Source organism: Cellvibrio sp. pealriver (genome assembly GCF_001183545.1).
GTDB lineage: Bacteria > Pseudomonadota > Gammaproteobacteria > Pseudomonadales > Cellvibrionaceae > Cellvibrio.
On record NZ_KQ236688.1, the window covers coordinates 167,739 to 194,734 of the forward strand.

Consider the following 26,996-nt stretch of genomic DNA (forward strand, 5'->3'; position numbering starts at 1 on the left):
GTCATTCCAATGGAGGGCGTGGATCGGTTGTTACGGTTTGTCTGGGCTAGGGCTCCTGAATCTCGGTGCTTGATGGTGTAGAATCGTCGCCCTGTTTTACCGCCTTCCGATTTACTCTCTAACAATTCGAGAAGTTCATTATGCCAACCGTGATTCGCCAGCAAGACCTGATCGACAGCGTCGCCGATGCGCTGCAATTTATCTCTTATTACCACCCCGTGGATTTTATCCAGGCCATCCATAAAGCCTACGAGCGCGAGCAAAACAAAGCCGCCAAGGACGCGATGGCGCAAATTCTTATCAACTCACGTATGTGTGCCATGGGGCATCGCCCGATTTGCCAGGACACCGGCATTGTCACTGTGTTTGTGACCGTGGGGATGGATGTTCAATGGGATGCGCAGATGAGCCTCACCGACATGGTGAACGAAGGTGTTCGCCGCGCTTACAACAATCCCGATAACGTATTGCGTGCATCGATTCTGGCCGATCCGGACGGTGCCCGTAAAAACACCGGTGACAACACCCCTGCTGTGATCCACTACAACATAGTTCCGGGCAATACCGTTGATGTACACGTAGCGGCTAAAGGTGGCGGATCTGAAGCAAAAACAAAATTTGCCATGCTCAACCCCTCTGACTCGGTTGTGGATTGGGTGTTGAAAGTCGTGCCCGAAATGGGTGCAGGTTGGTGCCCACCGGGCATGCTGGGAATCGGCATTGGTGGCACGGCGGAAAAAGCCATGCTGCTTGCCAAAGAGGCACTGCTTGATCCTGTCGATATCCAGGAGCTTCAAGCGCGCGGAGCCAGCGACCGCTACGAAGAATTGCGCATTGAGCTGTACGACAAAATTAATCGCTTGGGCATTGGTGCCCAAGGGCTGGGCGGTTTGACTACTGTAGTTGATGTGAAAATCAAAGATTACCCAACCCACGCTGCTAACAAAGCGATCGCGATCATCCCTAACTGCGCTGCAACGCGCCACGCACATTTTGTGTTGAATGGTTCTGGCCCTGCGTTCCAAACGCCACCGGCGTTGGAGGATTATCCGGAAATCAGTTGGGATGTAGGTAGCAGTGTTCGCCGCGTCAATCTGGATACCGTCACGCCAGAAGATGTGCTGGAGTGGAAAACCGGTGAGACGATTTTGCTCTCCGGCAAAATGTTAACCGGCCGCGATGCCGCACATAAAAAGATGACCGACCTGCTTGCCAAAGGTGAGCCGCTGCCAGTGGATCTCAAAGGTCGCTTCATTTATTACGTCGGACCGGTTGACCCGGTGCGTGATGAAGTAGTCGGTCCAGCCGGTCCAACAACGGCTACCCGTATGGATAAATTCACTCGCACTATGTTGGAACAAACGGGCTTGCTCGGGATGATCGGCAAATCCGAACGTGGCCCAACCGCCATTGAGGCGATACGCGATAACAAATCCGTTTACCTGATGGCAGTTGGCGGAGCGGCCTATCTGGTTGCGCAAGCGATCAAGTCATCCAAGGTATTGGGTTTTCCGGAATTGGGGATGGAAGCCATCTACGAATTTGATGTAAAAGACATGCCAGTGACAGTGGCGGTGGACTCACGTGGTGAATCCGTTCACACCACCGGCCCGCAAATCTGGAAGGCCAAAATAGAAGAAGGTGTAGTGACAGTCCAATAAACATTGGCATTTAATATTGCATCGCTATAGATGATCATAAAAAACCGGCAGTGAATAACTGCCGGTTTTTTTATGGCCGAAAATTAGAAAATATAAAAAATAGAAATAAAAAAATAATGCATAGGCGTTTTCATTCTACGTTTTTTGGATACATATCAAGTCGCATTTCGATTATTAGTAAAAAATCGGTTAAACGAATTGCAAACAGAGCAAGCTGAAATAAACCTGCTAGTGTTAATCCATACTGTTCAAAAACAGGCGAGATTCTTGCCGCCCTGACTGTACAGTTTCACCATGGAATCAATGGAGTGGATTGCATTTATGCAGGTGAAAAACCTATTGCTCATTGTCTTCGCGTTGGTCGTTGGCTCACTGCTGGGAATTTATCTCCACCCTATTGCTGGCGTGGTGTTGGTATCGGCACTTCTGGCTTATGTGGTGTTGAGCAATCCCTTATCAATTCATTCTCCTATCGGGCGGCCAGCACAATCGCTTAATGGTAGCGGCACCGATACTACCGGCTCCCCAATTAATCACAATGCGCTAATTGAAACCAGTGTCATTGTGAATGAGGTTGTACAGGAAAGTATGAGCAATCTGGTGGCGCAGATTGGCATCCAGTCCGATGCAGTCAATACCCTGACCCAATCGTTTGAACAAATCAAAGCACTGCTGGAACAACAGCAGCAAGCGACGCAGCGGCTGTTGTATGAAATTGATGAAGATAAAAGCAGCGACAGTATTTCAGCGCGTATGAGTTTGTTTGCTGAAAACACCTATAACTTGCTCAATCAGTTTGTGGATACCACAGTCAATATGAGTGCCTCCTCAATGGAGCTGGTAGAAAAAGTAGGTGCTATTGCCGACCAAATGCCCGATGTCCTCAAAGCATTAAAGGACATCGATCAAATTGCTGCGCAAACTAATTTACTTGCGCTGAATGCGGCAATTGAAGCCGCGCGTGCAGGTGAAAGTGGGCGAGGGTTCGCAGTTGTTGCCGATGAGGTGCGGGCGCTCTCCAATCGCTCAGCCGGGTTTAGTTTGGAAATCCAAAAGCGTTTGAGAGGAATTGCTGGTGCCATTGATGATTTGACCCGTGTGGTAGGCGAGGTCGCATCGCAAGATATGACTTATGTGTTGCAAGCCAAAGCAGAAATGCAAACGGTCAGCGATAACCTGATCAAAAAAGCCGATAAAGACCAGTTAATAAATCACGATATGGAGGCGCTGGTTGGGCAGTTGGTAAACGCATTGCACGATGCGATCCGCGCACTGCAGTTTGAAGATATGTCAACGCAAAATATGCGCTATACCATTCAACGCCTTGAAGAGCTGTTACCCATCAGTGCATCGCTCGAAGATGCCGACAAAGATTTTGCACGCCTTAGCCGTGAAATAGCCCGCTACCGTGAATCATCCTACCGCCAAAAACATAATCCAGTGTCGGCCAGTTCAGTTGAAAGTGGCTCAATCGATTTCTTCTAATAAAGTGGAGTGTCTTATGTCCAATCTTGCTGTCATTAGAATGCCAAAGCGTTTTGATTATTCCTCCAGTGCAGAATTTAATAATGCCATGGCTGCAGCATTAGAGCATCCAGGCACCATTACCCTTGATTGCATAGAGTTGGAATATATCGATAGCGCGGGCATAGGTTTGTTGGTGATGTCGCAAAAAAAAGCCCAATCACGCCAATCAAAAATTGTATTGACCAACTTGAAGTCATCCCCAAAGGAAATTTTACAGCTGGCAAACTTACAGAAAATTATTGATTTCAATTGACTCAACCATCGCCTTACAAGGTGTTACAGATAAAAGAGTTGAGAATATTGAAAGTATGGAAGGTAGTCATGTTATTAAAGGTGCAGCCATGAGCCAGCAAGCAAACATTATACTTCCCAGCCGGTTTGATTACGGCTATCACAAAGAATTTCAGCGGCAATGTACAGAGCATCTCGACAATCAAAGCATTACAGGAATTGTGTTTGATTTTAGCCGGGTAGAGTATTTGGACAGTGCGGCATTGGGCATGATGATGATGTGGCAGCGCCGTGCGGTAGCTGCACAGAAAAAAATGATGATTAAGGGTGCAAAAGGTGCAACGGCGCAAATATTGGAAATGGCAAATATGAAAAGGATATTCGAGTACATTTAATGGTCATCAGTGAACTTCAGGCAGCAGAGGCGCATTCAATTCTGGTCATCGATGACGATGAATTCCTGAACGAGCTATTTTGTCAGTTTTTTCACAGCAAAGGCTTTATTACCGATTCGGCGCACAGTTTTTGCCAAGCTGTTGATCTACTGAATTCAGGTCTTTGTGCGGATTTGATTTTACTGGATTATCAATTGGGTGATGGAACAGGTTTGGAATTGCTGGCGCAATTGAGTGATTACCTGCAAGAGCGACAAACCCCGGTGATTATGATCAGCGGCAATGAAGATCCGGTCTTTTTGGAACAATGTTTTGCCAGCGGTGTAGCAGATTACATTATCAAACCGGTGAACTTGTCGCTCTTGGCGCTCAAAGTCAGCGCCCTGATTAAATCAGTCAGTTTGCAGCGTCTTATCAGTTTGCAAAACAGGGAATTGGAGCGATTTAAACAGGAAGCAGAACGTGAAGAATCTATTGCCAAGTTCACCTACGAATATTTGTTGCGTCAAAACAGCCAATCAATAGACGGTGTATCTATTTGGTTAAAGCCATCGACATCATTTAGCGGCGACATAGCCCTTGCAAAAATGTCACCCAGTGGCGATTTATATTTTTTGTTGGCAGATGCAACTGGCCATGGTTTATCTGCCGCTATTACCGTGATGCCGGTGGTATCGATTTTTAATAGCATGGTATCCAAAGGGTTTCACATCCAGCCCATAGTGACTGAAATTAACAAAAAGTTAATTCGCGATACACCGCAAGACCGTTTTGTTGCCGCTGTGGTTATCCAATTGCATCAAGAGCAACAAGAAATCGAAGTATGGAATGGCGGTATGCCAACAGTGTACTGGGTGAATGATGGAAAAATTATTCACGCCTTCAAGTCACAGCACATGGCGCTCGGTATTTTGGAGGAAGATCTTTTTGATGCAAATGTTGTTAGCTGTGAAATCACCGCACATGGACACATTCTTGCTTATAGCGATGGTTTGATCGAAGAGACTAATGCTGAAGGCGCTTCTTTTTCATCGGCCAGGGTTGTGGAAGTAATCGAATCCAGGCCTGACAATTTGCAGCAGGCTTTGGCTCACGCACTTGCCGCGCACACAGGAAGAGAAAAATACCGGGACGATGTTTCCATTTGTACGCTGGAGCCTAGCTTGGTGTTGGCCAGTTGCCTGCAGCAACTGCGCGATAGTTTGAGCCAAGGTTGTGTGCAGGAGGATATCGGTGATTTTTCCTGGAGCGTCAAAATATCCGGAAAAAAAATTGCTAGCTGTGAGATTCCACCCTTGTGCAATAAATTTTTGCAGTATCTGGAGATAAATCAGCATCTTTGCCAAATCGTTTTTCTGGTTGTCAGTGAAATGATCAGTAATGCCATAGATCATGGCATTTTGAAATTGGAATCATCCCTTAAAGAAACAGCGGATGGTTTTACCTATTATTTTCGTGAGCGAGAGCGTCGTCTTGAGCAATTAACCAGTACGGATACGATTGAGTTGCGGTTGCTGTGGGAAACCAATGCCCAGCAGCCGAAATTACATATCAGCGTACAAGACAGTGGCGCAGGTTATTGTTACAACGAACGTAACTCTCAAGAAAATGATGGGCTATCAGGTCGCGGATTACAGTTAATCCGCAACCTTGCGCAGCAGGTGGAAGTAGTAGCGCCAGGCAATTTAATCAGGGCCGTGATAAGCCCGTTTTAATGGTGACGATAAGGGTCTTAGGTGTATGAGCAAACAAGTATTGATTGTGGATGATTCAGTCTCTGTCCGGCAAATGGTAGAGGCAACACTGAAATCGGCGGGTTATTCGGTCAGTACCGCAAAAGATGGTCTTGAAGCATTTAATATGTGCAAGGCCAGAAGTTTTGATTTTATTTTAACGGATCAAAACATGCCGAACATGGACGGTCTGACATTTATTAAATCTGCCCGCGCACTGCCTTCACATTCACGCACACCCATCGTGGTGTTGACCACAGAAGCAAGTGACGCGATGAAAGCCCAAGGGCGCGCAGCAGGCGCAACCGGATGGATGGTAAAGCCATTTGATCCCGCCAAGCTGCTGGAAATTGCTAAAAAAGTGATGGGGTAAACACGGGGCGCGTGCCGCCAAAAAATGCGCAGGATGTGGATATGTCAATCGACATGCAACAATTTCACGCTGTTTTTTTTGAGGAAAGTCAGGAACACCTCGAAGAAATGGAGCAGCTGTTGTTAGCGCTGGATCTGGAAAATCCGGATCCGGAAATGCTCAACAGTATTTTTCGTGCAGCCCATTCCATTAAAGGCGGCAGTGGTATCTTCGGGTTTGATGCGCTGGGCAGCGTAACCCATATTATGGAAAATCTATTGGATAAAATCCGCAAGGGGCAGATGGGTATTGTTGCCGGGATGGTGGATTTATTTTTACGTTCGGTTGATCAGTTAAAAAGTATTTTGCACAGTTATCGCAGTGGCGGCGAAATCGATTGGGCTGCCGTGCATACCCTCACCAGTGAATTGGAGTTGGTGACCGCAGGAAAGCGTCAAGACCAAAAAAACAATAAAGAAAGCGAGCAAGGCTATGGCTTTTTTAATCAGCTAGACACGGCTCCTGTAGAAGAAACCTATGGCTTTTTTGATGAGCCTGTTGCCGATGATGGTTTTGGTTTTTTCGAGGATTTGCCAGTAGCCACTGCAACAGATTTCAATACTACAGTTTCAAATACTATAGCTTCCAATACAACCGGCGCCATGACGGAGGTTCCTGTTACTGCAGTTACTCGTGAGGTAGCGAGTAAGGATGTATTTGGCTTTTTTGAAGACTTATTAGTGCCCGAGTCTAGCTCGCCAGAAAAAATAGATTCTTCATCTGAAATTCCCAGCACAACGACTACCGCAACTACCTCCGTTAAAACCAAACCGGAAGCCTCAGCGCCCGTCATATCCAAATCCAAAACTGCTGATCAGGTCAGTGTAGAAAGTTCATCCATTCGCGTTGATGTCGCCAAGGTAGATCAGCTGATTAATCTGGTGGGTGAGATTGTCATAACCCAATCCATGATGAGCCTATTGGGCAAAAGTCTTGAAGGTGCGTTAGCTGAAAAATTCCAAACTGTTGCGGGTGAGTTGGAACGCAATACACGCGAAATTCAGGAAGCGGTCATGTCTATCCGTATGTTGCCGGTGTCTTTTGTATTCAATCGATTCCCGCGTGTTGTGCGTGATCTCTCCACCAAGTTGGGTAAACAAATTGATTTAGTGATTGAAGGTGGCGAAACAGAGTTAGATAAAGGTCTTACCGAAAAATTGGTCGATCCTCTCACGCATTTGGTGCGCAATAGTATTGACCACGGTATAGAGGCTGCGGAGGTGCGTCGCGCACGTGGGAAAAATCCTACCGGAAAAGTGGTGCTACGTGCTGCACAGCAAGGCGGCAATATCGTAATCAGTATCAGCGATGATGGCGGTGGCTTGAATCGTGAACGCATTTTGGAAAAAGCGCGTGAAAATAATATTAGTGTCAGTGAAAACCCTAAAGATGAAGAAGTGTGGCAATTAATTTTTGCACCCGGGTTTTCCACTGCAGCTGAAGTAACGGATGTGTCCGGCCGTGGTGTGGGCATGGATGTTGTAAAGCGCAATGTACAAAGTTTGGGTGGGCGTATTGATATTGAATCACGTACCGGACAGGGCGCTACCTTTACCATTCATTTACCGCTGACATTGGCCATTGTTGATGGCATGTGCGTGTCGGTTGGCGACCAAACTTTTATTGTGCCACTGGTGCATATTGTGGAATCCATGCAGCCATCGCCAAAAGATATTAAAACCCTGGCAGGTGATGATCAGCTATTGCATGTGCGCAATGAATATTGGCCGATTTTACCGCTGCATAAAATCATGCAACTGGACTCACAATTTACCGATGCAAGCAAAGGCATAGTGGTATTGATTGAAACCACAAAGTACCGTTTTGCATTGTTTGTTGATGCATTGGTTGGGCAGCAGCAAGTCGTTATTAAAAGCCTTGAGCAGCATTACAAACGCGTACAGGGCGTTGCAGGTGCCACGATTATGGGTGACGGCAGCGTAGCCCTGATTCTGGATGTGGAATCGCTTGCGCTCAGTGTCAATCACAATGTGAATTTTGCGGCGGCAGTGTAATTTTAAAATCAGGTAATTTGAGGTAGCGGCGTATGGAACCGGCAGCATCACCTGCGGCAAATAATATCAAGCAGGAATTTCTCACCTTTACATTAGGCGATGAAAATTATGCGATCGATATTCTCACGGTTAAAGAAATTCGTGGTTACGAGTCAGTAACCAAAATTGCCAATGCGCCGCCCTTTATAAAAGGCGTGATTAATTTACGCGGCGATATAGTACCTATTGTTGATTTGCGTATTAAATTTGATGTGGGCAATGTCACTTACGATGAGTTTACCATAGTGATTGTGTTGCATATCCACAGCCGTATTGTCGGCATAGTAGTGGATGGCGTTTCCGATGTGGTGAGTTTGGAGAAAGAACAGTTGCGGCCGCCTCCGGATTTTGGCGTCGCCTTTAACAGCCGTTATTTATTAGGGCTGGCAACAGTGAACGAACAAATGATTATTTTGGTGGATATTAATGAGCTGATATCGAGTGAAGAGCTGGGCTTGTTTGATTCACCTGAAGCAACTGGCGCAAGTGCATAAGGAGCAAATTCAATGAACATTATCAATCTTTTTAACGCAGGTTCCGGCAACAAACATATTAAAGTGAATGAGCGTGAATATGAAAACATGCGCGGACAAATAGCTGCTATTAACCGTGTTCAAGCGGTCATTGAATTTGCACTGGATGGAACCATACTCAATGCCAATCAAAACTTCCTCGATGCAATGGGCTACAGCCTCGACGAAATTAAAGGTAAGCATCACAGTATATTTGTTGAGCCAGCATATAAAGCCAGTCAGGAATATCGTTTATTTTGGGATCGCCTGGGGCGTGGTGATTTTGAAGCAGGTCAATACAAACGTATCGGTCGCGGCGGAAAAGAAGTGTGGATACAGGCCAGCTATAACCCCATCCTTAATGCAGAAGGGTGCCCTGTTAAAGTGGTGAAATATGCAACGGATATCACGCAGGATGCACTCAAAAAAATTGAAGCTGATCACCAGCTAAATAGGATTTTGGGGGCTTTGAATACAACGACCACCAACGTCATGGTGGCCGATACCGGGCGCAATATTATTTACATGAATAAATCTGTTGAAACCATGTTGCGTGCTGCGGAAGCTGATCTGCGTACAGTGCTACCGCATTTTTCTGTCGATAAAATTGTGGGCAGTAATATGGATATCTTCCATAAAAATCCAATGCATCAAATGAAATTATTGGAGTCCCTGACCACAACCTACACATCAAACATTGTAGTCGGCAAGCGACATTTTCGTTTAGTGGCTAACCCTATTTTCAATAAAGAAGGTATGCGTCTCGGCTCAGTGGTCGAGTGGCTTGACCGCACTGTTGAAGTTGCTGTTGAGTCTGAAGTGAATAGACTTGTTGAAGCTGCGGCGGCGGGGGATTTTAGTGAGCGTATCAGCACCGATGGAAAAGAAGGGTTCTTTTTAAAGCTGACAGAAGGATTGAATAGTCTTGTCTACACTGCTGATAAAGGCCTTAATGATGTGGTGCGTGTATTAAGTGCAGTATCGAAAGGCGATTTGACTGAACGGATAGATGAGGATTATTCCGGAACATTTGGTGATTTAAAAAATTATTGTAACGAAACTACCGAAAGCCTGAGCAAAATGCTGAGCGATATTCGCAGCGCAGCCGATATGATTTTTACTGCCTCCAGTGAAATTGCACAGGGCAATGCCGATCTTTCCAGCAGAACAGAGCAGCAAGCAGCGAATCTGGAAGAGACTGCTTCATCAATGGAGGAGATTACCTCCACGGTGAAATTAAATGCGGATAACGCCAAGCAAGCGAATGTATTGGCGGAACAAGCTTCTACAGTGGCCACCGATGGTGGAGCACTAATCCAGCAAGTGGTATCCACGATGAATGCGATTAATGAATCGGCACGCAAGATTTCCGACATTATTGGCGTGATTGATGGTATCGCCTTCCAAACCAATATTCTCGCGTTGAATGCGGCCGTGGAAGCGGCACGTGCGGGTGATCAGGGGCGTGGGTTTGCAGTCGTTGCGTCTGAAGTTCGCACACTTGCACAGCGCTCGGCCAATGCCGCAAAAGATATTAAAGCGCTCATTTCTGATTCGGTGCAAAAAATTGATAGCGGCAATCAGTTGGTGGGTAAATCGGGCGATACGATGAAAGAAATTGTCAGTTCGATTAAGCGTGTAAATGACATCATGGCAGAGATTGCAGCGGCTTCTGCAGAGCAGTCTGCTGGCATTGAAGAAGTATCTACAGCGGTCTCGCAAATGGATGAGATGACACAACAAAATGCCGCCTTGGTTGAACAGGCAGCGGCAGCCGCAGAAAGTTTGCAATCACAAGCGGATCAGTTGACGCGCAACGTGGCGCAATTCCGCTTGGATGAATCGCAAGTGGAAATAACATCTGCGCAGCGCTTGCCTGCATCGCGCGCGGCTACAAAAGTAACCGCGAAAGCCCCTGTTAAAAGAGCACCTGCTGCCAATAAAAAACTCACGCCGCCCAGTTCGTCGGCTGAAGATGAGTGGGAACAATTTTAACGCAGCACAATGGGGCAGCCGCTGTGACTAGTACGCTGGGGCGTGAATTTGATTATGGTGATGCTGATTTTGCGCGCATCAAAACAACCATTTATCGCAAGGCCGGCATTCATCTTGGCGATAACAAAAAGCAGCTGGTTTATAGCCGTTTGGCGCGGCGGTTGCGTGCATTGCGTATGGGAAGTTTTTCTGAATACTTGAATTATTTAGAGATAACACCACAAGAGTTACAAGAGTTTATCAATGCACTAACCACTAACCTGACAGCATTTTTTCGCGAAGAACACCATTTTGATATCTTGGAAAAGTTTGTTGCGCTACATCGCCGCAATAAACCCTGCCGCATTTGGTGTGCCGCCTCAAGTACAGGTGAAGAACCTTATTCTATTGCCATGACGCTGGTGCAAGCTTATGGGCGTTATGATCCTCCAGTGGAAATTATCGCTTCGGATATTGATAGCCAGGTGCTAAAAACTGCAGCGGCAGGTGTGTATAGCATTGAACGGTTGGATGCGTTGAGCCTTGTGCAGAAGAAGCAATTTTTTTTGCGCGGTAAAGGCGTGAATGCCGGTAAGGCTAAAGTCGTTGATGAATTGCGTTCCTTAATCGATTTTAGGCAGATCAATTTATTGGATAAACACTGGTCTCTGGATGGAAAATTCGATGTGATTTTTTGCCGCAATGTAATGATCTATTTTGATAAACCAACTCAGCTGGCACTACTTGAGCGCATGACACGCCTGTTAGTGCCGGATGGTTTGTACATTGCAGGTCATTCAGAAAGTTTCTCCCATGCCGCACATTTGGTGAGTCTTGTTGATAAAACTACCTATCGCGTGGCGCGACCCTCCGGTGAGGAGGTTGTGCGATGAATTACGATAATAATGCCCATTTGGCTCCCACTCTTTATTACGACAAACACTTTGATCGCCAAGCGGTAAAGATTTTACCCGGTGAGTATTTTGTAACAACCGGCGAAAAATTAATTGTCACCGTATTGGGATCCTGTGTTGCGGTATGTTTGCGCGATAAATATACCGGCATGGGAGGGATGAACCATTTTTTACTGCCTAGCGATAGCCAAAATGACACAGGTTTATTTACGGAATCTGCACGTTATGGAATTTATGCGATGGAATTGCTCATTAACCATTTGCTAAAAATGGGTGCAAACCGCAATCGTCTGGAAGCAAAAGTATTTGGTGGCGGCAATGTGTTACGCGGTTTAAAGGTCAATAATGTGGGCCAGCGTAATGCTGAATTCGTATTGGATTATTTACATCTTGAGCAGATACCAATCGCCGCGCAGGATTTATTAGGTGATTTTCCGCGTAAGTTGTATTTTTTTCCTGATACCGGTCAGGTGCTCGTAAAAAAAATTAAATCCTTACATAACAGCACCATTATTGATCGTGAAAGCGACTACCGCATGCGTGTTAAATTTACCCCCAAAAGTGGCGATGTGGAATTGTTTGATAGTTAAGTACGGATATGGGCAGGAGCGTATGTATGCCAATTAAGGTCTTGGTGGTGGATGACTCTGCATTAGTGCGCAGTTTGCTGGCAGAAATTATTCGCGATACATCGGATATGGTGTTGGTAGGTGCTGCACCTGATGCTTTTGTCGCACGTGATATGGTCAATCAGTTTGCACCTGATGTGATTACGCTGGATATTGAAATGCCACGCATGGATGGCTTGTCATTCTTGGAGAAGTTAATGGCGGCGCGGCCTACGCCAGTGGTGATGATTTCAACCTTGGCGGAAGAGGGTGCAGAAGCGACTTTACGCGCGTTGGAGTTGGGCGCACTCGATTATATTCCCAAACCAAAATTAGGCGTGAGCAGCGGTATTCGCGAATATGCTGAATTGATTGTGGAAAAGCTGCGTGCGGCCGCAAGCGTGAAAGTAAAACCGCTGGTGAAAAAATATCACGCTGAATCAAGTGGTGCACAAAAAATCCAAAATTCAGCCAAGCTATCAGGAACTGAAAAAATTATTGCGATTGGTGCATCTACTGGCGGCACTGAAGCGATTAAAGATTTATTAATACAGCTGCCAGCTGCAGTGCCTGGCATTGTTATGACCCAACATATGCCCGCGGGTTTTACCCGCACTTATGCAGAGCGATTGAATAAACTGACACGGTTACATGTTGTGGAAGCAAAAGGCGGTGAACGTATTTTGCCTGGCCACGCATTTCTCGCACCCGGTGGTTACCATCTTGTGGTGGTACGCTCGGGTGCAGATTACATTGTTAAGTTATCAGAGAGCGAACCTGTGCATCGTCATCGCCCTGCGGTGGATGTGATGATGGAGTCAGTCGCATTGGCTGGTGGAAAAAATGTGCTGGGCGTATTGCTCACAGGCATGGGGAAAGATGGCGCTAAAGGTATGTTGGATATTCGCAATCATGGTGGTTATACCTTTGCGCAAGACGAACAAAGTTGTGTGGTTTACGGAATGCCCAAAGAGGCTGTGCTCTGTGGTGGCGTAGATCAAGTGGTGGAGTTGGATAAAATGGGCGCGGCACTACTTGAGAAAATAAAATCAATGGGGAGTGGTAACCGGCTGTGATTCAGTACGAATTTATAGCTTGCGGAAATTCAACAACAAAATAATCACTCTCTCCCTTGCTTTCGATTGTTATTTTGCCATGCATTTTTCCAATCATTTCTTTAGCAAGGATGAGCCCTAAATATCCTTCATCATGCAGTCTTTCATCGACATTGCTCGCCTCCGCTGTGAAATACGCTTTCAAATTAGCGCGCATCCCGGCATTCATTTTATTGTTCAGTATTTTTAGTGAGATTTTGACACGGCTGCGGTCTTCGAAAACCTGAATATCAAGGAGGCTATCGGGAACAGAATAGGTGAGTGAATACTGTAGCAGCTGGGTTAATACTTGAATGAACCTCGTTTTATCCACCAATACTGCCAAGTCTGTAGTGTTGCAAGTAATATGGTGTTTGCACTGATAAATGTCGTTATACGCGCGATTGCGCTGTACGGCTTGTTCAACCAACGGAATCACGGCTTGTGATGTCAGCTGATAGTTGGAATCACTTTGCGAGAGGGTTTGCATCTCTAACAAATCAGCCATGAGTTTTTGCAGATGGATGCTATTGGTGTGCGCAATATGGATCGCATTCTTTAATGAATTGGGCAGTGCAGTCTGCTCATGTTGTTGTAAGAGTTTGATGACTTCGCTGATGATGTTAAGTGGCCCCAGAATTTCTTTACTGGCGGCACTAATAAATTGGTTGCGTAAATCATCAATACGCCGTTTTTCAGTAATGTCGCGCACTATCCCGATGAACAATGGATCGCCTTGTTGAAATACACGCGACACCATCAAATCCATCGGAAATTCTTTGCCATTGCGCCTTAGGCCTTTTACTTCACGGCCAATGCCGAGGATATTTTTCTTGCCTGTTTTAAGGTGCGTTTTCAGATAATCGTCATGCAGGGATTTATGCGGCTCGGGCATAAGCTCGCTGACATTTTTCCCAATTATTTGTTTTGCTCTATAGCCAAAAATCGTTTCCGCTGCGTGATTGAACGTTTGGATGATTCCTTCTTTATTGATTGTAATAATGCCATCGGCAATATCATTCAGAATGGTTTGGGTGTGCTGGGTGCTTGCTTCAAGCGCGGCTTTATCCTGCGCATGCTGTTGCTCGTGATGCATGGTTTGCACGAACTGTGCGATGCTTTTTAGTATGGGTTCCAGCGCTTCAGCGGTTTGGTGTGTGTAGCTCTGCGGGGCATTAGCCAGCCCGAGAATAGCGATTTGCTCCCGTCCATTAAAAATGGGTATGCCGATAAAACTCCCTATGGTGGGGTGGCCTTTGGGTAACGTACTTGCACGCATGTCTTGCGCAATATTGGGGCTAATGATCGGCTTGTCCGAGCGCATGATTTTTCCGAATAGTGTATCCAGATTGCGATATTCACCATTTTCCGGAAGATGGGTTTTCCGAAAGTTTTCCAACAGGGGATCATTTTTTTTGATGCTGGAGAAAACCAGAGCGCGCATAAAAGGTTGTTGCTGTTGGTCGCGTTCTACTTGTCCGATAAAGCCCAATTCACTATTGCTTATGGCTAAGGTTTCGCTCAGTAACTCGCTTAATGCCGATTTAATATCGCCATCGCCAATAAAAATGGATTGCGCGTTATTAATAATTTGTTCAAGTTTTTGTTTGTGGTTAATGGTGTTGGAGAGTTGCAGGAGGTGATCGTTTTTGCTGAGTAACTCTTCCATATTGTGCCGCGCACGAGTACTGCTTGCGATGACGAAAAAAATAAAGAGTAACGTCATGCTGCTCATGGCAATCGCTGTTGGGCCATCTTCCAGAAAAATAGCGACGCTCAGTGGCGATATGGTGAGCATGACAAAGCCCAGCGACGAGTACTTATCTACCGTCAGCGAGGTCATTGACCCGCTGGCAACGCCGGCCAGTGAAAATGAAAGTAATGCTTGGTAAATCGTATCTTCATGTGCAAACAGTAATAGGGCGGATGACCCCCAGGCTGCACCGGTCAACCATACACCGATTCGGAACAGTCTTAGCCAGAAAGTGGCGGAATAGAGTTGATGCAGGTTGTGCCAACAGATCCACAAGATCAAACGCGCAAGCAGGGTGCTGCCTAATAATAGGTTCCAGAGAATAATTTCAGCCTGACCGATGACCTTCCAGTGGGAGATGCTCAGGATCAGGGCAATGGCAATCGAGGATAACAATGAAACTGGCAAGCTGTTATACAGCGACCGCATCTGTTCGTGTGCCAATGAGTCCTGGCTTAGCGCGTTATTATTCAAGAGCGCGCTGTTATTCATTGGGTGCGCGTTGCTATCCAGGTGCACGGGTTGGTTTTCCTGCATTGAATATTCCACAGCAGTGTGTTTGTTTTTGAGAGCTGGCTTGCATGCCTGAGTATAGATCAGGCTGGAATTGGCAATGCTAAAGATTAAATAGTGTGAGAACTATTACGGGAGATTACGTGTGTTGGGATTCGCTGTAGTTGGAGAGTAGTTGGAGAGTATATGTGCAGGAGATTGCGCGTGGAGAGAGGGGATGCGTGTCAGTTAGCAAGCCGCCGGGGCTGCTGGCCCCGGCATCGTCGCTACCCTGTTAATACAAACGGTATTGTTCAGGGATTTGTTCGACGGAATCGATAGGCGGAGTCAGCTTGTGCAAGATGCCATCGTGAATGTCGTAAATCCATCCGTGAATCGTTAATTCCTGACCGCGAGCCCAAGCGTTTTGCACAATGTTGCTGCGGGAAATATTGTCTACCTGTTGGATCACGTTAAGTTCGCACAGGCGGTTTACACGCTCATCCTGATCATCCAACCGGTCAAGAACATTTTTGTTGGCGTAATACACATCGCGGATATTGCGTAACCAGTAATCAATTAACCCGAGCTTCTGATTTTCGAGTGCTGCCCTGACACCCCCGCAACCATAATGGCCGGTGACCATTACATGCTTCACTTTCAAAAATTCTACGGCGTAATTTAATACTGTCATGCAGTTCAGATCGGTATGGATCACTACGTTTGCCACATTGCGGTGTACAAAAATTTCACCGGGAGCGAGGTTAAGAATCTGATTGGCAGGTACACGGCTATCGGAACAACCTATCCATAAATATTCCGGGGCTTGTTGTTTGGCCAGGTTGGAAAAAAACTCGGGGTCTTCCCGTTTGATGTCTGTTGCCCATTTTACGTTTGCGGCGAACAGGCTCTCTAAATCACTCATGGCAGGCTCCAATTGTTGTTGTTTCTGGCTTGGGGTCGCTTGACTCTGGCTATTAACCAGCGTTTTTAATTAAGGTTTTTGGATGTTGGTTTCCGGGCGCGGTGTTTACCCCGAATGTGGGTGGCAGTATAGGGGAAAGCCGCCTATGGGTGTTACATTGCTATTTGGGGTCTGACAGGATACCGATTATTTTTCTACCGATGGATATAACCATGACCAAGGGTGAGCAACAAAATACGCTGTACTGGCACGATTACGAAACCTGGGGAGAGGTGCCATCCATAGATCGCCCCTCACAGTTTGCCGGTGTGCGCACTGATGAAGAGCTCAATATCATCGGCGAACCGCTGATGATTTACTGCAAGCCTGCGCCTGATGTGTTGCCCAAGCCGGAGGCCTGTCTAATTACCGGTTTGTTACCTCAGGTTGCCGAGCAAAAAGGCTTGCCGGAATACCAGTTTATTGCCCGCATCCATGCTGAATTGTCGCGTCCGGGTACCTGTGGGGTGGGGTTCAACTCTATCCGTTTTGATGATGAGGTTACCCGCTATACCCTGTATCGCAATTTTTACGACCCCTATGAGCGTGAGTGGCGCTACGGCAATTCGCGCTGGGACATCATCGACATGGTGCGTATGACCCGCGCTCTGCGCCCCGAGGGAATTCAGTGGCCGGATTACGAGGATGGCCGCCCCTGTTTCAAGTTGGAGATGCTGACTAAAGCAAATGGTTTGGTGCATGACGCGGCGCACGATGCGCTATCGGATGTCTATGCAACTATCGCCGTGGCGAAACTGATCAAAACCCGCCAACCCAAGTTATATGACTATGCTTATAAATTGCGCGATAAGCGCTTTGTCGCCAGCCTGATTGATATCGATAGCCATAAGCCGGTGCTGCATATCTCGTCGCGTTTTCCCGCTGAAAATGGCAATGCCGCGTTGGTGTTGCCATTGGCGATGCATCCCACCAACAAGAATTCAGTGATTGCCTTTAATCTGGCTACGGATCCCGCAGCGTTGCTAAGCCTGCCAGTAGATGAGTTGCGCTTGCGCTTATACACCCGTACTGAAGATTTGCCCGAAGGTGTGGAGCGATTGGCATTAAAGGAAATCCATCTCAACAAAACCCCCATGCTGCTACCTGCCAATATGCTGGATGATGCTACAGCGCAGCGTTTACGTATCGATAAACCATTATGTGAGCGCCATTGGCAGTCCCTGTGCAATCTGACCTTGTCAGAGCAGCAGCAATTGCTGCACACCTTGCATCAGCTTTACAGCGAAAACGGATTTGCTGAAAAAACCGATCCTGAGCAAATGCTGTACAGCGGTTTTTTTGATGATGCGGACAAGCAATTAATGGCACGTGTACGCAAAGCAACGCCAGAGCAGTTGGCGGTTGAAGTTTTTCCCTTTCGCGATGAGCGGCTTAAAGAAATGTTGTTTCGCTACCGCGCTCGCCATTTTCCGTCTAGTCTCAATAATGTCGAACAAAAGCGATGGGAGGCGTTTTGTCGCTGGCGATTGACCGCCAAAGAAGCACAGGGCAGTTTAACTCTGGCTGATTTTCGGGAGCGCGTGGCGTCGCTGTTGGTAGCGCCGGATATCACTACTGAACAGAAAGATTTGCTAAAGCAATTAAGTGTTTATGCCGATAAGCTAGAAAAATAACAAGATTTTATTACTACAAATAACAACTACCCATCCCTCAGGATGGACCACTATTCCGGAGGCCAGACAATGGCAGCTAGTTGGTCACTACGCAAAAAAATCAGTACTTCCGTTGCAGTATCCCTGTTGCTTGTCGGGTGTGCTGTTTCATTCCTTTCCTATGTGTCTGCCATGAAGGCCATGGAAAACAATATTAATCGTCAGGTTGCAGGTATTTCCGCTACGTTCAGCAAATACGTGAGCGACTGGTTTGAGTTGAAAGGGAAGGCGTTGGAGGGTTTTCCGGCAAACGCCACTGAAGAGAGCTATAACGCCCATCTCACACAGGTAAAAGTATCTGCGGATGTGGACAACAGTTTTTTGGCATTCGCAGATGGCAGATTGTTTAACGCCAATAATCTGGTAATGGCACCGGGTAATGATGACCCCCGCGTGTGGCATTGGTATATCCATGCACTGGAGCGCCCTCGCGAGACAACCATTGAGAGCCCTACTATTGCATCGGCAACAGGTAAAAATGTGGTGTCCTTAGGGCGCGCCGTAATCAATTCCGATGGCAGTGTAAAAGCCATATTGGGTATTGATGTGGTGATTGACGATATCGTCCAGCAATTGCGTGACATTGATCTCCCTGGTAATGGCTATATGTTTATTGCGCGTGGCGACAAGGTGTTCTCTCACGCAGATCAAAAACTGTTGAATAAACCTTTACTGGATATTTCAGCTGATTTGACCCAGTCGCAGCTCGAAAAAATTCTCAGGGATAAAGATGAATTGCATTTGATCCAACTGGATGGCAAGAGTACCCAGGTGTTTGCTGATGCCATTCCCGGTTCAAATCTGGTGCTGGTGATGGTGCTTGATCGCGAGTTACTGGTGGCACCGGTCCACTCGGCTTTGATGGGGCAATTAGCAGCTATTCTGGTGCTGTTGGTGGCTATTCTCGTCGTGTTGAATTGGTTTATTGGGGTACTGTTGAAACCATTGCACACGGTATCCCAGTCGCTGTCGGATATCGCCTCGGGCGGGGGCGATTTGTCGCGCCGTCTGCCGCTCACCTCACATGATGAGGTCGGGTTATTGGCCGCCAACTTCAATTCATTTGTCGATCACATGAGCGATCTGGTCAAGCATATCCGTGCCCAAGCCAACGATCTGCAGGACAACGCCCGCGCGATGGCAGATTCGGCGGTGTCTTCGGTGCGTGATCTCGGCGTGCAGCAACAACAAATTGGCATGGTCGCCCAGGCGATGAACGAAATGACCAGTGCTACCCACGAAATTGCCCATCATGCGGAGCACACTGCAGACTCGGTGCGTGAGTCGGTCAGCAGTGCGAGTGAGGGTAAGTTACAAGTCGATAAAACACGCGATTCCATCGTGGTACTGGCTAAAAAGGTCGAGCAAGCCGGTACAGTGATATCTACCCTCAATAACAATGCACAAAATATCAGCGGTATTCTGGCCACTATTCAAGGTATCGCAGAGCAGACCAATTTGCTGGCACTCAATGCAGCGATTGAAGCTGCGCGTGCAGGTGAACAGGGGCGTGGTTTTGCGGTAGTGGCAGATGAAGTGAGAGTGTTATCACAGCGCACCCATGCCAGCACAGAGGAAATCCAATCGATGATTGGCAGTCTCCAATCTACTGCACAGAATGCAGTATCGATCATGGAGGACAGTCGTCGTCTGGCTACCGGTAGCGTCGATAATGCGGACAGTGCATCGCATTCGCTGGATAAAATTAACTCATCCGTCGGTGCTATCAGTGGTATGGCTGTACAAATTGCTACGGCCGCTGAGGAGCAAAGCCAGGTTGTGCAAGAAGTGCTTAATAACATCACCGCGATTAAACAGGTTGCTGATAACTCTGCTGCTTCTGCCTTGCAGGGCGATGAAAGAGCGAAAAGTTTGCAAGATTTGGCGCGCGGCCTAAATGATAAGGTCTCAACTTTCCGCCTTTAAGGTTTATTTGCAGTCACTAAATTCAAAAAAGCAGCCTTCGGGCTGCTTTTTTGTTCTTGGCAGTTTTGCCTGCCGATTACCCGCTGTTAGGCGGGTGTGAAAACCCTGTATTTCGCTACGGCAACTGTGGGAATTTGGCCCACTTGCGAGTACAATTCCGCGCCCAAGTAGGAAGGGGTCTGTGGCTTGTGGATCCTGCCCGGTGATCGTCAACGAGTTATAGCGGGAGTTTCCCATGTCATCTATCAAAAAAGTGGTGTTGGCCTATTCCGGCGGCCTCGACACTTCAGTTATCGTCAAATGGCTGCAAGAAAACTACAACTGTGAAGTTATCACCTTCACTGCTGACATTGGTCAGGGCGAAGAAGTAGAGCCAGCACGCGCTAAAGCCCAGGCGTTGGGTGTGAAACAAATTTATATCGATGACTTGCGCGAAGAGTTTGTCCGCGATTTCGTATTCCCTATGTTCCGCGCCAATACCATCTATGAGGGTGAGTATTTGCTCGGTACTTCTATTGCCCGCCCGTTAATCGCCAAGCGTTTGATTGAGATTGCCAACGAAGTGGGTGCCGATGCTATTTCCCATGGCGCGACCGGCAAAGGTAACGATCAGGTTCGCTTCGAGCTGGGAGCCTATGCTCTTAAGCCGGGCATCAAGGTAATCGCCCCTTGGCGCGAATGGGATCTGACCTCGCGTGAAACCTTGATGCAATATTGCGAACAGCACAATATTCCAGTGGATTTCACCAAAAAGAAAAAATCCCCTTACTCGATGGATGCCAACCTGCTGCACATTTCCTACGAAGGAAAAGTCCTTGAAAATCCCTGGACTGAAGCCGAAGAGGATATGTGGCGTTGGACTGTAGCGCCTGAAGCTGCTCCAGACAAAGCGACTTATCTTGAACTCACTTATGAAAAAGGTGATGTTGTTGCAATTGATGGCAAGCGCATGAGCCCTGCAGAGATCCTGACCTATCTGAACAAAGTGGGTGGGGAAAATGGTGTCGGTCGTCTCGATATCGTAGAAAACCGCTACGTAGGTATGAAGTCACGCGGTTGCTATGAGACCCCTGGCGGTACCATCATGCTGCGTGCGCATCGTGCAATTGAATCTATTACTCTGGATCGTGAAGTTGCGCATTTGAAAGACAGTTTGATGCCGAAATACGCCGAAATGATCTATAACGGTTATTGGTGGAGTCCGGAGCGTTTGATGATGCAGGCGATGATCGACCAATCGCAGGTGCACGTGAACGGTGATGTTCGGGTGAAATTGTACAAAGGCGCTGTGCATGTTGTTGGTCGTCGTTCGGCAGATAGCTTGTTCGATGAAAAAGTAGCAACCTTTGAAGATGATGCAGGTGCTTACAACCAAAAAGATGCTGAAGGTTTCATTAAACTGAATGCCTTGCGTATGCGTATTGCAGCTAATAAAGGCCGTGTTATCAAGTAATGCCTGATGCACTGCTTTTGCTGATGCGAGCAGTGTACCTTGCTTTATCTGAAGGCACAGTAGGTTAAATTCGCATAAATAATTTGATAAATATCAAGCCTATACCGACAAGTGTGAGACAAACTGCCGTTCATGAGGCAAAATGCCGCACCTTCAGTAGGGTTATAGGCTTGATGATTGCCGTGTAGCTCTGAGTGATCAGGGTTCTGCCAGAGACAACAAGTTTTCATTTCTCTTTAAGTAACAGGAAAGTCCTATGGGTAGTCATGCGACTGTTGCTGGTGATCCACCGGTATACGACTTTGATATAGTACGTAAATTCTCGATTATGACCATTGTATGGGGCATATTCGGTATGGGAATGGGCGTATTCATTGCTGCGCAACTGGTGTGGCCAGGTCTGAATGATCTGCTGCAACCTTACACCAGTTTCGGCCGTTTACGTCCATTGCATACCAATGCGGTAATTTTCGCATTTGGTGGTTGTGCACTGATGGCAACTTCTTACTATGTTGTCCAACGCACGTGTCAAGCTCCATTATTTGGTGGTTGGCTGGTTCCGTTCACCTTCTGGGGCTGGCAGGCAGTTATTGTTTTGGCTGCGATTACTTTGCCCTTGGGTATTACTTCCACGAAAGAATATGCAGAGTTGGAATGGCCAATCGACATACTTCTGGCGTTGGTATGGATTTCCTACGCGATTGTTTTCTTCGGCACTATTGTTAAGCGCCGCACTTCACATATCTATGTTGCCAACTGGTTTTATGGTGGTTTTATTGTCACCGTAGCCGTACTGCATATTGTGAATAGCGCAGCCATTCCTGTCACACTGACCAAATCTTATTCTGCTTATGCGGGTGCTGCAGATGCGATGGTTCAATGGTGGTATGGCCACAATGCGGTAGGATTCTTTTTGACAGCGGGTTTCTTGGGGATGATGTATTACTTTGTTCCCAAGCAGGCTGGTCGTCCTGTTTATTCTTATCAATTATCTATTGTACATTTCTGGGCGCTGATCTCCCTCTATATTTGGGCCGGCTCGCATCACTTGCACTATTCAGCCTTGCCAGATTGGACCCAATCCCTTGGTATGGTGATGTCCCTGATTTTGTTGGCTCCAAGTTGGGGTGGGATGATCAACGGTATTATGACGTTGTCAGGTGCGTGGCATAAATTGCGCACCGATCCGACTCTGCGCTTCCTGGTTGTAGCGCTTTCTTTCTACGGCATGTCTACTTTCGAAGGCCCAATGATGGCAATTAAGAACGTCAACGCACTCTCACACAACACCGACTGGACTGTTGGTCACGTTCACTCAGGTGCTCTTGGTTGGGTAGCGATGATTTCTATTGGCGCTCTGTACCACATGTTGCCAAAGCTGTTTAACCGTGAAGAAATGTTCAGCGTAAAACTGATCAACTTACACTTTTGGTTGGCGACAGTAGGTACCGTTCTATATGTTGTGGCCATGTGGATCAACGGCATTGGACAAGGTTTGATGTGGCGTGCATTCAACCCTGATGGATCCTTGACTTACAGCTTTATTGAAACGGTTGTATTTAGTAAAGGTGGTTACATCATGCGCTTTATTGGTGGTGCCTTCTTCCTGACAGGTATGCTGGTAATGGCCTACAACACTTATCGTACTGTGAGTGCAGCCAACAAAGCTGCAGAAAGTGCTAGCCAGCCTGCTCAGGCGCCAGCTGTTTAAGGGGAATGCCATGAAAGGTCATGAAATAGTAGAAAAGAATATCGGCTTGATGACTGTGTTTATGGTTATCGCTATTAGCTTTGGTGGTTTGGTAGAAATTGTTCCGCAATTCTTCCTCAAACAAACCACCACCCCTATCGAAGGGTTGAAGCCATTAAATGCTGTGCAGTTGGAAGGGCGTGATATCTATATCCGTGAAGGCTGCCATGTGTGCCACACCCAAATGGTTCGTCCTTTGCGTGCAGAGGTTGAACGTTATGGACACTATTCTGTAGCGGGCGAATCGGTATACGAACATCCATTCTTGTGGGGCTCCAAACGCACTGGTCCAGATTTGGCGCGTGTTGGTGGTCGTTACTCAGATGATTGGCACAAAGTGCATCTGTTCAATCCTCGTATTGTGGTACCTGAATCGATTATGCCTGCGTACCCACATCTATACGATAACAAGCTGGATGGTAAGCACACCGAGGCAAAAATGCGTGCGTTATCCAAAGTAGGTGTTCCTTACACCGAAGAGGACTTCGCAGGGGCCAAACAAGCGGTGCAAGGCGTAACTGAAATGGATGCACTGGTTGCATACTTGCAAAACCTTGGCTTATTGCTCAAAGAGAAGCGCTAATGGACGCTGGTACAGTTGGCGCTATTTCTACCGTGTTGGTGACTATCGCTTTTTTCGGCGTTTGCCTTTGGGCGTTCTCGCCCAAATTGAAAAAACGCTTTGAAGATGATGCGAAATTGCCCTTTGCGGATGATGAAAAAACCGAACTAACCGCAAAGCAGCCAGAAAACAAGCAGACAGATGATCGAAAGTAATCATCGATTAGGGGCGGAGTTAATATGAGTACTTTTTGGAGTTTATGGATCATTATCCTGACCAGCACTAACCTTGTGTTGCTGTTCTGGATATTAATGGCCAATCGCAGACGTGCGATAACCGGTGATGAAAAGGAAGCGCAAACCACTGGTCATGAATATGATGGGATTGAGGAATACGATAATCCGCTACCACGTTGGTGGTTCTGGATGTTCATCCTGACGTTTGTGTTCTCTATTGGATATTTGATTATTTATCCAGGTATGGGGACTTACGAAGGTCTTAAAGATAGTGAAGGGAAAGCATGGACCTCTGTAAACGAGTTGCGCGGACATCAAGCTGAGGCTGAAAAGGTTTACGCAGAGACCTATGGCGTTTATTCAAAAATGCCTATCGAGGAAGTGGCCAAAAATCCTGATGCGTTGAAAATGGGCTTTCGCTTATTTGCTAACAACTGTGCGATTTGTCACGGTGCTGATGGTGGAGGCAACCCCGGGTTCCCCAATCTGACCGATAAAGATTGGCTTTATGGCGGTACTCCGGAAAAAATTCTCGAAACTATCGTGCATGGTCGTAAGGCCGCAATGCCTGCATGGGTTGGTGTGATTGGTGAAGAAGGCGTTGTGGATGTTGCGGAGTATGTGCTGCAAATTTCCGGAAATGAACACGATGCAGCGAAAGCTGAAAAAGGTGCCAAATTGTTTGCTACCAACTGTGTTGCTTGTCATGGTGCAGATGGTAAAGGCAATCAGCTCGTGGGTGCGCCTAATTTAACCGATGACATTTGGCTTTATGGTGGTGAACCAGCAACTATTCGCCAAACTTTGCGTGATGGCCGTAATGGTGTAATGCCGGCGCAACAAGAATTGCTCAAAGAAGATCGCATACATTTGTTGGCTGCTTATGTTTACAGCCTGTCGCTGGAAGAAAATTAATTTTCTCTGAAGATTAATCTTTCTCCAAGGAGGGCAGGCTAAGGCCTGCCTTTTTTTTCGCACTTACATCAGCTTTTCTACTGCCTTGTGAGTATGAGGTAGTAGTTTTAAGAGGTAATCCCCTTGAGTGAAAAACCCTCAGACCAACGGTCATCACCAGCGGAACCTACTATTCGTTACGTAAATCTCTACGAAGCGGACGAGAAAATCTATACCCGCCGAATTACCGGATTTTACCAGCGTTTGCGTCGCTATACCGGCCTGCCACTCATGCTGGGCTTTTTATTGATGCCTTGGCTGGTGATCGATAACCGCCCTGCCATCCTATTCGATTTACCCGAACGCAAATTCCACATTCTCTGGCTCACGTTTTGGCCGCAAGATGCTATGTATCTTGCGTGGCTTCTGGTTATCGCTGCATTTTTACTGTTCACAGTTACCGTTTTGGTTGGGCGTGTTTGGTGCGGGTTTACTTGTCCGCAAACCGTGTGGACCCAAATGTTCATTTGGGCTGAACATCTGTGTGAGGGGGATCGTAATAAGCGCATAAAACTGGATGCGCAGCCTTGGGGATTTGAAAAAATATGGTGCAAAGGTGCCAAACAATTTATCTGGATTGCTATTTCGCTTGTCACCTCCCTGACCTTCGTCGGTTATTTCACGCCTATTCGTGAATTGGTTGTGGGCTTTTTTACCTTTCATCTGGATCTGATAACTGCATTCTGGGTTTTGTTTTATGTCGCTGCTACCTACATGAATGCAGGGTTTATGCGTGAGCAGTTCTGTAAATACATTTGTCCCTACGCTCGTTTTCAAGCGGTAATGTATGACCACGATACGTTGACCGTTTCCTACAACAGTCTGCGTGGAGAAAAGCGTGGGCCACGTAAGTTGGACAGCGATTATAAAGCCCAGGGCATGGGTGACTGTATTGATTGTTCCTGGTGTGTACAGGTTTGCCCTGTGGATATTGATATTCGCGATGGATTGCAAGCGGAATGTATTGACTGCGGACTATGTGTTGATGCCTGCAATAGTGTGATGGACAAAATGGGCTATCCACGAGGATTGATCAGTTTTACCACGGAGGATGCTATCCAAAATGGTAAAACCAAAGTCTTCCGCCCGCGGCTGCTGGGTTATGGCCTGATGCTGACGATCATGATTTCACTTTTTGTATATTCAATCGCGACTCGCGTACCTGTTGGTCTGGAGGCGCAGCGCGATCGCGGTGTGCGAATGTATCGCGAGTCAGATGGCCATATCCAGAATGTGTACACCCTGAAAATCAGTAATATGGATCGCGCCACCCATACATATGATCTGGAAGTAGAGGGCAATAATGATTTTATTATCCAGGGATACAGGGCAATTCCGGCGGTAGAAGGTGAGGTACTGACTATTCCGGTGCGGGTCGCAATCAAAAAAGCAGACCTCAAGGCTAAAAAGACGGAAATTCGTTTCCGGGTACGTGCCCGTGAAAATGCTGAGATTACGACAACCAACACGACGACATTTATCGGCCCCTGATGTTTGCCATTCGCAGTAATTGCTTCGGCGCAATGGATTCGCCTGCTAATACGAGAGAATTGTTATGAGCGAGTCAACCCACAATACTATTGATGAGGCAGCAAAGCCCTGGTACCGCCAGTTTTGGTTTTGGTTTGTATTTAGCCCACTGATTTACATCATGATCATGTGCAGCATCACTGTCACTATTGCGCTCAAGGGTGCGGATGATGTGATCATCGATAACTACTACAAAGAGGGGCGTATGATTAACCAGACCCTGGGGCAGGATAAGCGCGCCAGTGAGCTGGGGCTGAGTGGCGAGGTGCAGTTTGATCGTGTATCCGGTGAGGTGTTGCTGGTTATTGCCAATACTCCGGACGATCAAAAGCTCATGCCATCACAATTATTGTTGATGATGGGGCATCCGGTTAAGGCTGATAAAGACCAGCTGGTTAAGTTAACGGCGGTAAGCGCCGGGCGCTATCGTGGTGAACTCAAGACTAAACCGGATTACTCCTGGTACCTAACGTTATATCCGGTAGCAGAATTGGCGCAACGCAATGAGGCTCCATGGTCGCTAAGCGGTGAAATTGATTTCCGCAAAGCCGAACAAACCCGTCTGACACCGCGAGTCAAGTAATTGTC

Annotated in this window: 23 protein-coding genes; 21 read left to right on the plus strand and 2 right to left on the minus strand. The window is 47.0% G+C overall.

All coding sequences use genetic code 11. The features are described from left to right. The first annotated feature begins 140 nt into the window (after positions 1 to 140). From VC28_RS00730 to VC28_RS00785, 12 genes are all read left to right on the plus strand, one after another. Positions 141 to 1,661, plus strand: a complete 1,521-nt coding sequence (locus VC28_RS00730; protein WP_049628982.1) for a fumarate hydratase — start codon at positions 141 to 143, stop codon at positions 1,659 to 1,661. 321 nt (positions 1,662 to 1,982) lie between these two features. Next, positions 1,983 to 3,146, plus strand: a complete 1,164-nt coding sequence (locus tag VC28_RS00735; protein ID WP_197085463.1) for a methyl-accepting chemotaxis protein — start codon at positions 1,983 to 1,985, stop codon at positions 3,144 to 3,146. Between the two features lie 16 nt (positions 3,147 to 3,162). Next, positions 3,163 to 3,441 carry an STAS domain-containing protein gene (locus VC28_RS00740; protein ID WP_049628984.1) on the plus strand — a complete coding sequence of 93 codons (279 nt, stop codon included), beginning with the start codon at positions 3,163 to 3,165 and terminating at the stop codon, positions 3,439 to 3,441. After that, the gene (locus tag VC28_RS00745; RefSeq protein WP_049628985.1) at positions 3,428 to 3,814 is read left to right on the plus strand and encodes an STAS domain-containing protein; all 387 of its coding nucleotides are present in this window, start codon (positions 3,428 to 3,430) and stop codon (positions 3,812 to 3,814) included. Before VC28_RS00740 ends, VC28_RS00745 begins: the two co-directional genes overlap by 14 nt. Next, positions 3,814 to 5,529, plus strand: a complete 1,716-nt coding sequence (locus tag VC28_RS00750) for a fused response regulator/phosphatase (protein WP_049628986.1) — start codon at positions 3,814 to 3,816, stop codon at positions 5,527 to 5,529. The genes VC28_RS00745 and VC28_RS00750 overlap by 1 nt, the downstream gene beginning before the upstream one ends. Positions 5,530 to 5,554: 25 nt before the next feature. Further along, on the plus strand, positions 5,555 to 5,920 hold the full coding sequence (locus VC28_RS00755) for a response regulator (RefSeq protein WP_049628987.1): 366 nt from the start codon (positions 5,555 to 5,557) through the stop codon (positions 5,918 to 5,920). A gap of 41 nt (positions 5,921 to 5,961) precedes the next feature. After that, a complete protein-coding gene (locus VC28_RS00760; RefSeq protein ID WP_049628988.1) occupies positions 5,962 to 7,974 on the plus strand; it encodes a chemotaxis protein CheA in 2,013 nt (670 codons plus the stop codon). Positions 7,975 to 8,006: 32 nt separating this feature from the next. After that, a complete protein-coding gene (locus VC28_RS00765) occupies positions 8,007 to 8,507 on the plus strand; it encodes a chemotaxis protein CheW (RefSeq protein WP_049628989.1) in 501 nt (166 codons plus the stop codon). 12 nt (positions 8,508 to 8,519) lie between these two features. Further along, complete coding sequence (locus VC28_RS00770; RefSeq protein WP_053094140.1) at positions 8,520 to 10,520, plus strand: methyl-accepting chemotaxis protein; 2,001 nt, start codon at positions 8,520 to 8,522, stop codon at positions 10,518 to 10,520. A gap of 23 nt (positions 10,521 to 10,543) precedes the next feature. Next, positions 10,544 to 11,392, plus strand: coding sequence for a CheR family methyltransferase (locus tag VC28_RS00775; protein WP_049632060.1), 849 nt, complete (start codon positions 10,544 to 10,546; stop codon positions 11,390 to 11,392). Further along, entirely contained in the window at positions 11,389 to 12,003 is a 615-nt protein-coding gene (gene cheD / locus VC28_RS00780) for a chemoreceptor glutamine deamidase CheD (protein WP_049628990.1), read from the plus strand. Before VC28_RS00775 ends, cheD begins: the two co-directional genes overlap by 4 nt. A 26-nt stretch (positions 12,004 to 12,029) precedes the next feature. After that, complete coding sequence (locus VC28_RS00785) at positions 12,030 to 13,097, plus strand: protein-glutamate methylesterase/protein-glutamine glutaminase (protein WP_049628991.1); 1,068 nt, start codon at positions 12,030 to 12,032, stop codon at positions 13,095 to 13,097. A gap of 1 nt (position 13,098) precedes the next feature. Here VC28_RS00785 and VC28_RS00790 read toward each other — a convergent pair whose 3' ends face one another. Beyond that, complete coding sequence (locus VC28_RS00790; protein ID WP_049628992.1) at positions 13,099 to 15,405, minus strand: PAS domain S-box protein; 2,307 nt, start codon at positions 15,403 to 15,405, stop codon at positions 13,099 to 13,101. A gap of 250 nt (positions 15,406 to 15,655) precedes the next feature. Then, positions 15,656 to 16,285, minus strand: coding sequence for a carbonate dehydratase (gene can / locus VC28_RS00795; protein WP_049628993.1), 630 nt, complete (start codon positions 16,283 to 16,285; stop codon positions 15,656 to 15,658). Positions 16,286 to 16,497: 212 nt separating this feature from the next. Here can and sbcB point away from each other — a divergent pair, with 212 nt between their 5' ends. The 9 genes from sbcB to VC28_RS00840 all read left to right on the plus strand — a co-directional run bounded on the left by sbcB (position 16,498) and on the right by VC28_RS00840 (position 26,991). After that, positions 16,498 to 17,958 carry an exodeoxyribonuclease I gene (sbcB, locus tag VC28_RS00800; RefSeq protein ID WP_049628994.1) on the plus strand — a complete coding sequence of 487 codons (1,461 nt, stop codon included), beginning with the start codon at positions 16,498 to 16,500 and terminating at the stop codon, positions 17,956 to 17,958. Between the two features lie 69 nt (positions 17,959 to 18,027). Then, on the plus strand, positions 18,028 to 19,923 hold the full coding sequence (locus tag VC28_RS00805; RefSeq protein WP_049628995.1) for a methyl-accepting chemotaxis protein: 1,896 nt from the start codon (positions 18,028 to 18,030) through the stop codon (positions 19,921 to 19,923). A gap of 235 nt (positions 19,924 to 20,158) precedes the next feature. Continuing rightward, positions 20,159 to 21,376: an argininosuccinate synthase gene (locus tag VC28_RS00810; RefSeq protein WP_049628996.1), complete on the plus strand. Its 1,218-nt coding sequence runs from the start codon at positions 20,159 to 20,161 to the stop codon at positions 21,374 to 21,376. Between the two features lie 256 nt (positions 21,377 to 21,632). Then, on the plus strand, positions 21,633 to 23,087 hold the full coding sequence (gene ccoN / locus VC28_RS00815) for a cytochrome-c oxidase, cbb3-type subunit I (RefSeq protein ID WP_049628997.1): 1,455 nt from the start codon (positions 21,633 to 21,635) through the stop codon (positions 23,085 to 23,087). 10 nt (positions 23,088 to 23,097) lie between these two features. Continuing rightward, positions 23,098 to 23,709, plus strand: a complete 612-nt coding sequence (ccoO, locus tag VC28_RS00820) for a cytochrome-c oxidase, cbb3-type subunit II (RefSeq protein WP_049628998.1) — start codon at positions 23,098 to 23,100, stop codon at positions 23,707 to 23,709. Beyond that, entirely contained in the window at positions 23,709 to 23,903 is a 195-nt protein-coding gene (locus VC28_RS00825) for a CcoQ/FixQ family Cbb3-type cytochrome c oxidase assembly chaperone (protein ID WP_049628999.1), read from the plus strand. Before ccoO ends, VC28_RS00825 begins: the two co-directional genes overlap by 1 nt. Before the next feature lie 24 nt (positions 23,904 to 23,927). Beyond that, positions 23,928 to 24,839, plus strand: a complete 912-nt coding sequence (gene ccoP, locus VC28_RS00830) for a cytochrome-c oxidase, cbb3-type subunit III (protein WP_197085464.1) — start codon at positions 23,928 to 23,930, stop codon at positions 24,837 to 24,839. Positions 24,840 to 24,962: 123 nt separating this feature from the next. Beyond that, positions 24,963 to 26,369 (plus strand): cytochrome c oxidase accessory protein CcoG, encoded by a 1,407-nt coding sequence (gene ccoG / locus VC28_RS00835; protein WP_049629000.1) that lies wholly within the window; start codon positions 24,963 to 24,965, stop codon positions 26,367 to 26,369. 64 nt (positions 26,370 to 26,433) lie between these two features. Next, a complete protein-coding gene (locus VC28_RS00840) occupies positions 26,434 to 26,991 on the plus strand; it encodes a FixH family protein (RefSeq protein ID WP_049629001.1) in 558 nt (185 codons plus the stop codon). Positions 26,992 to 26,996 lie beyond the last annotated feature (5 nt).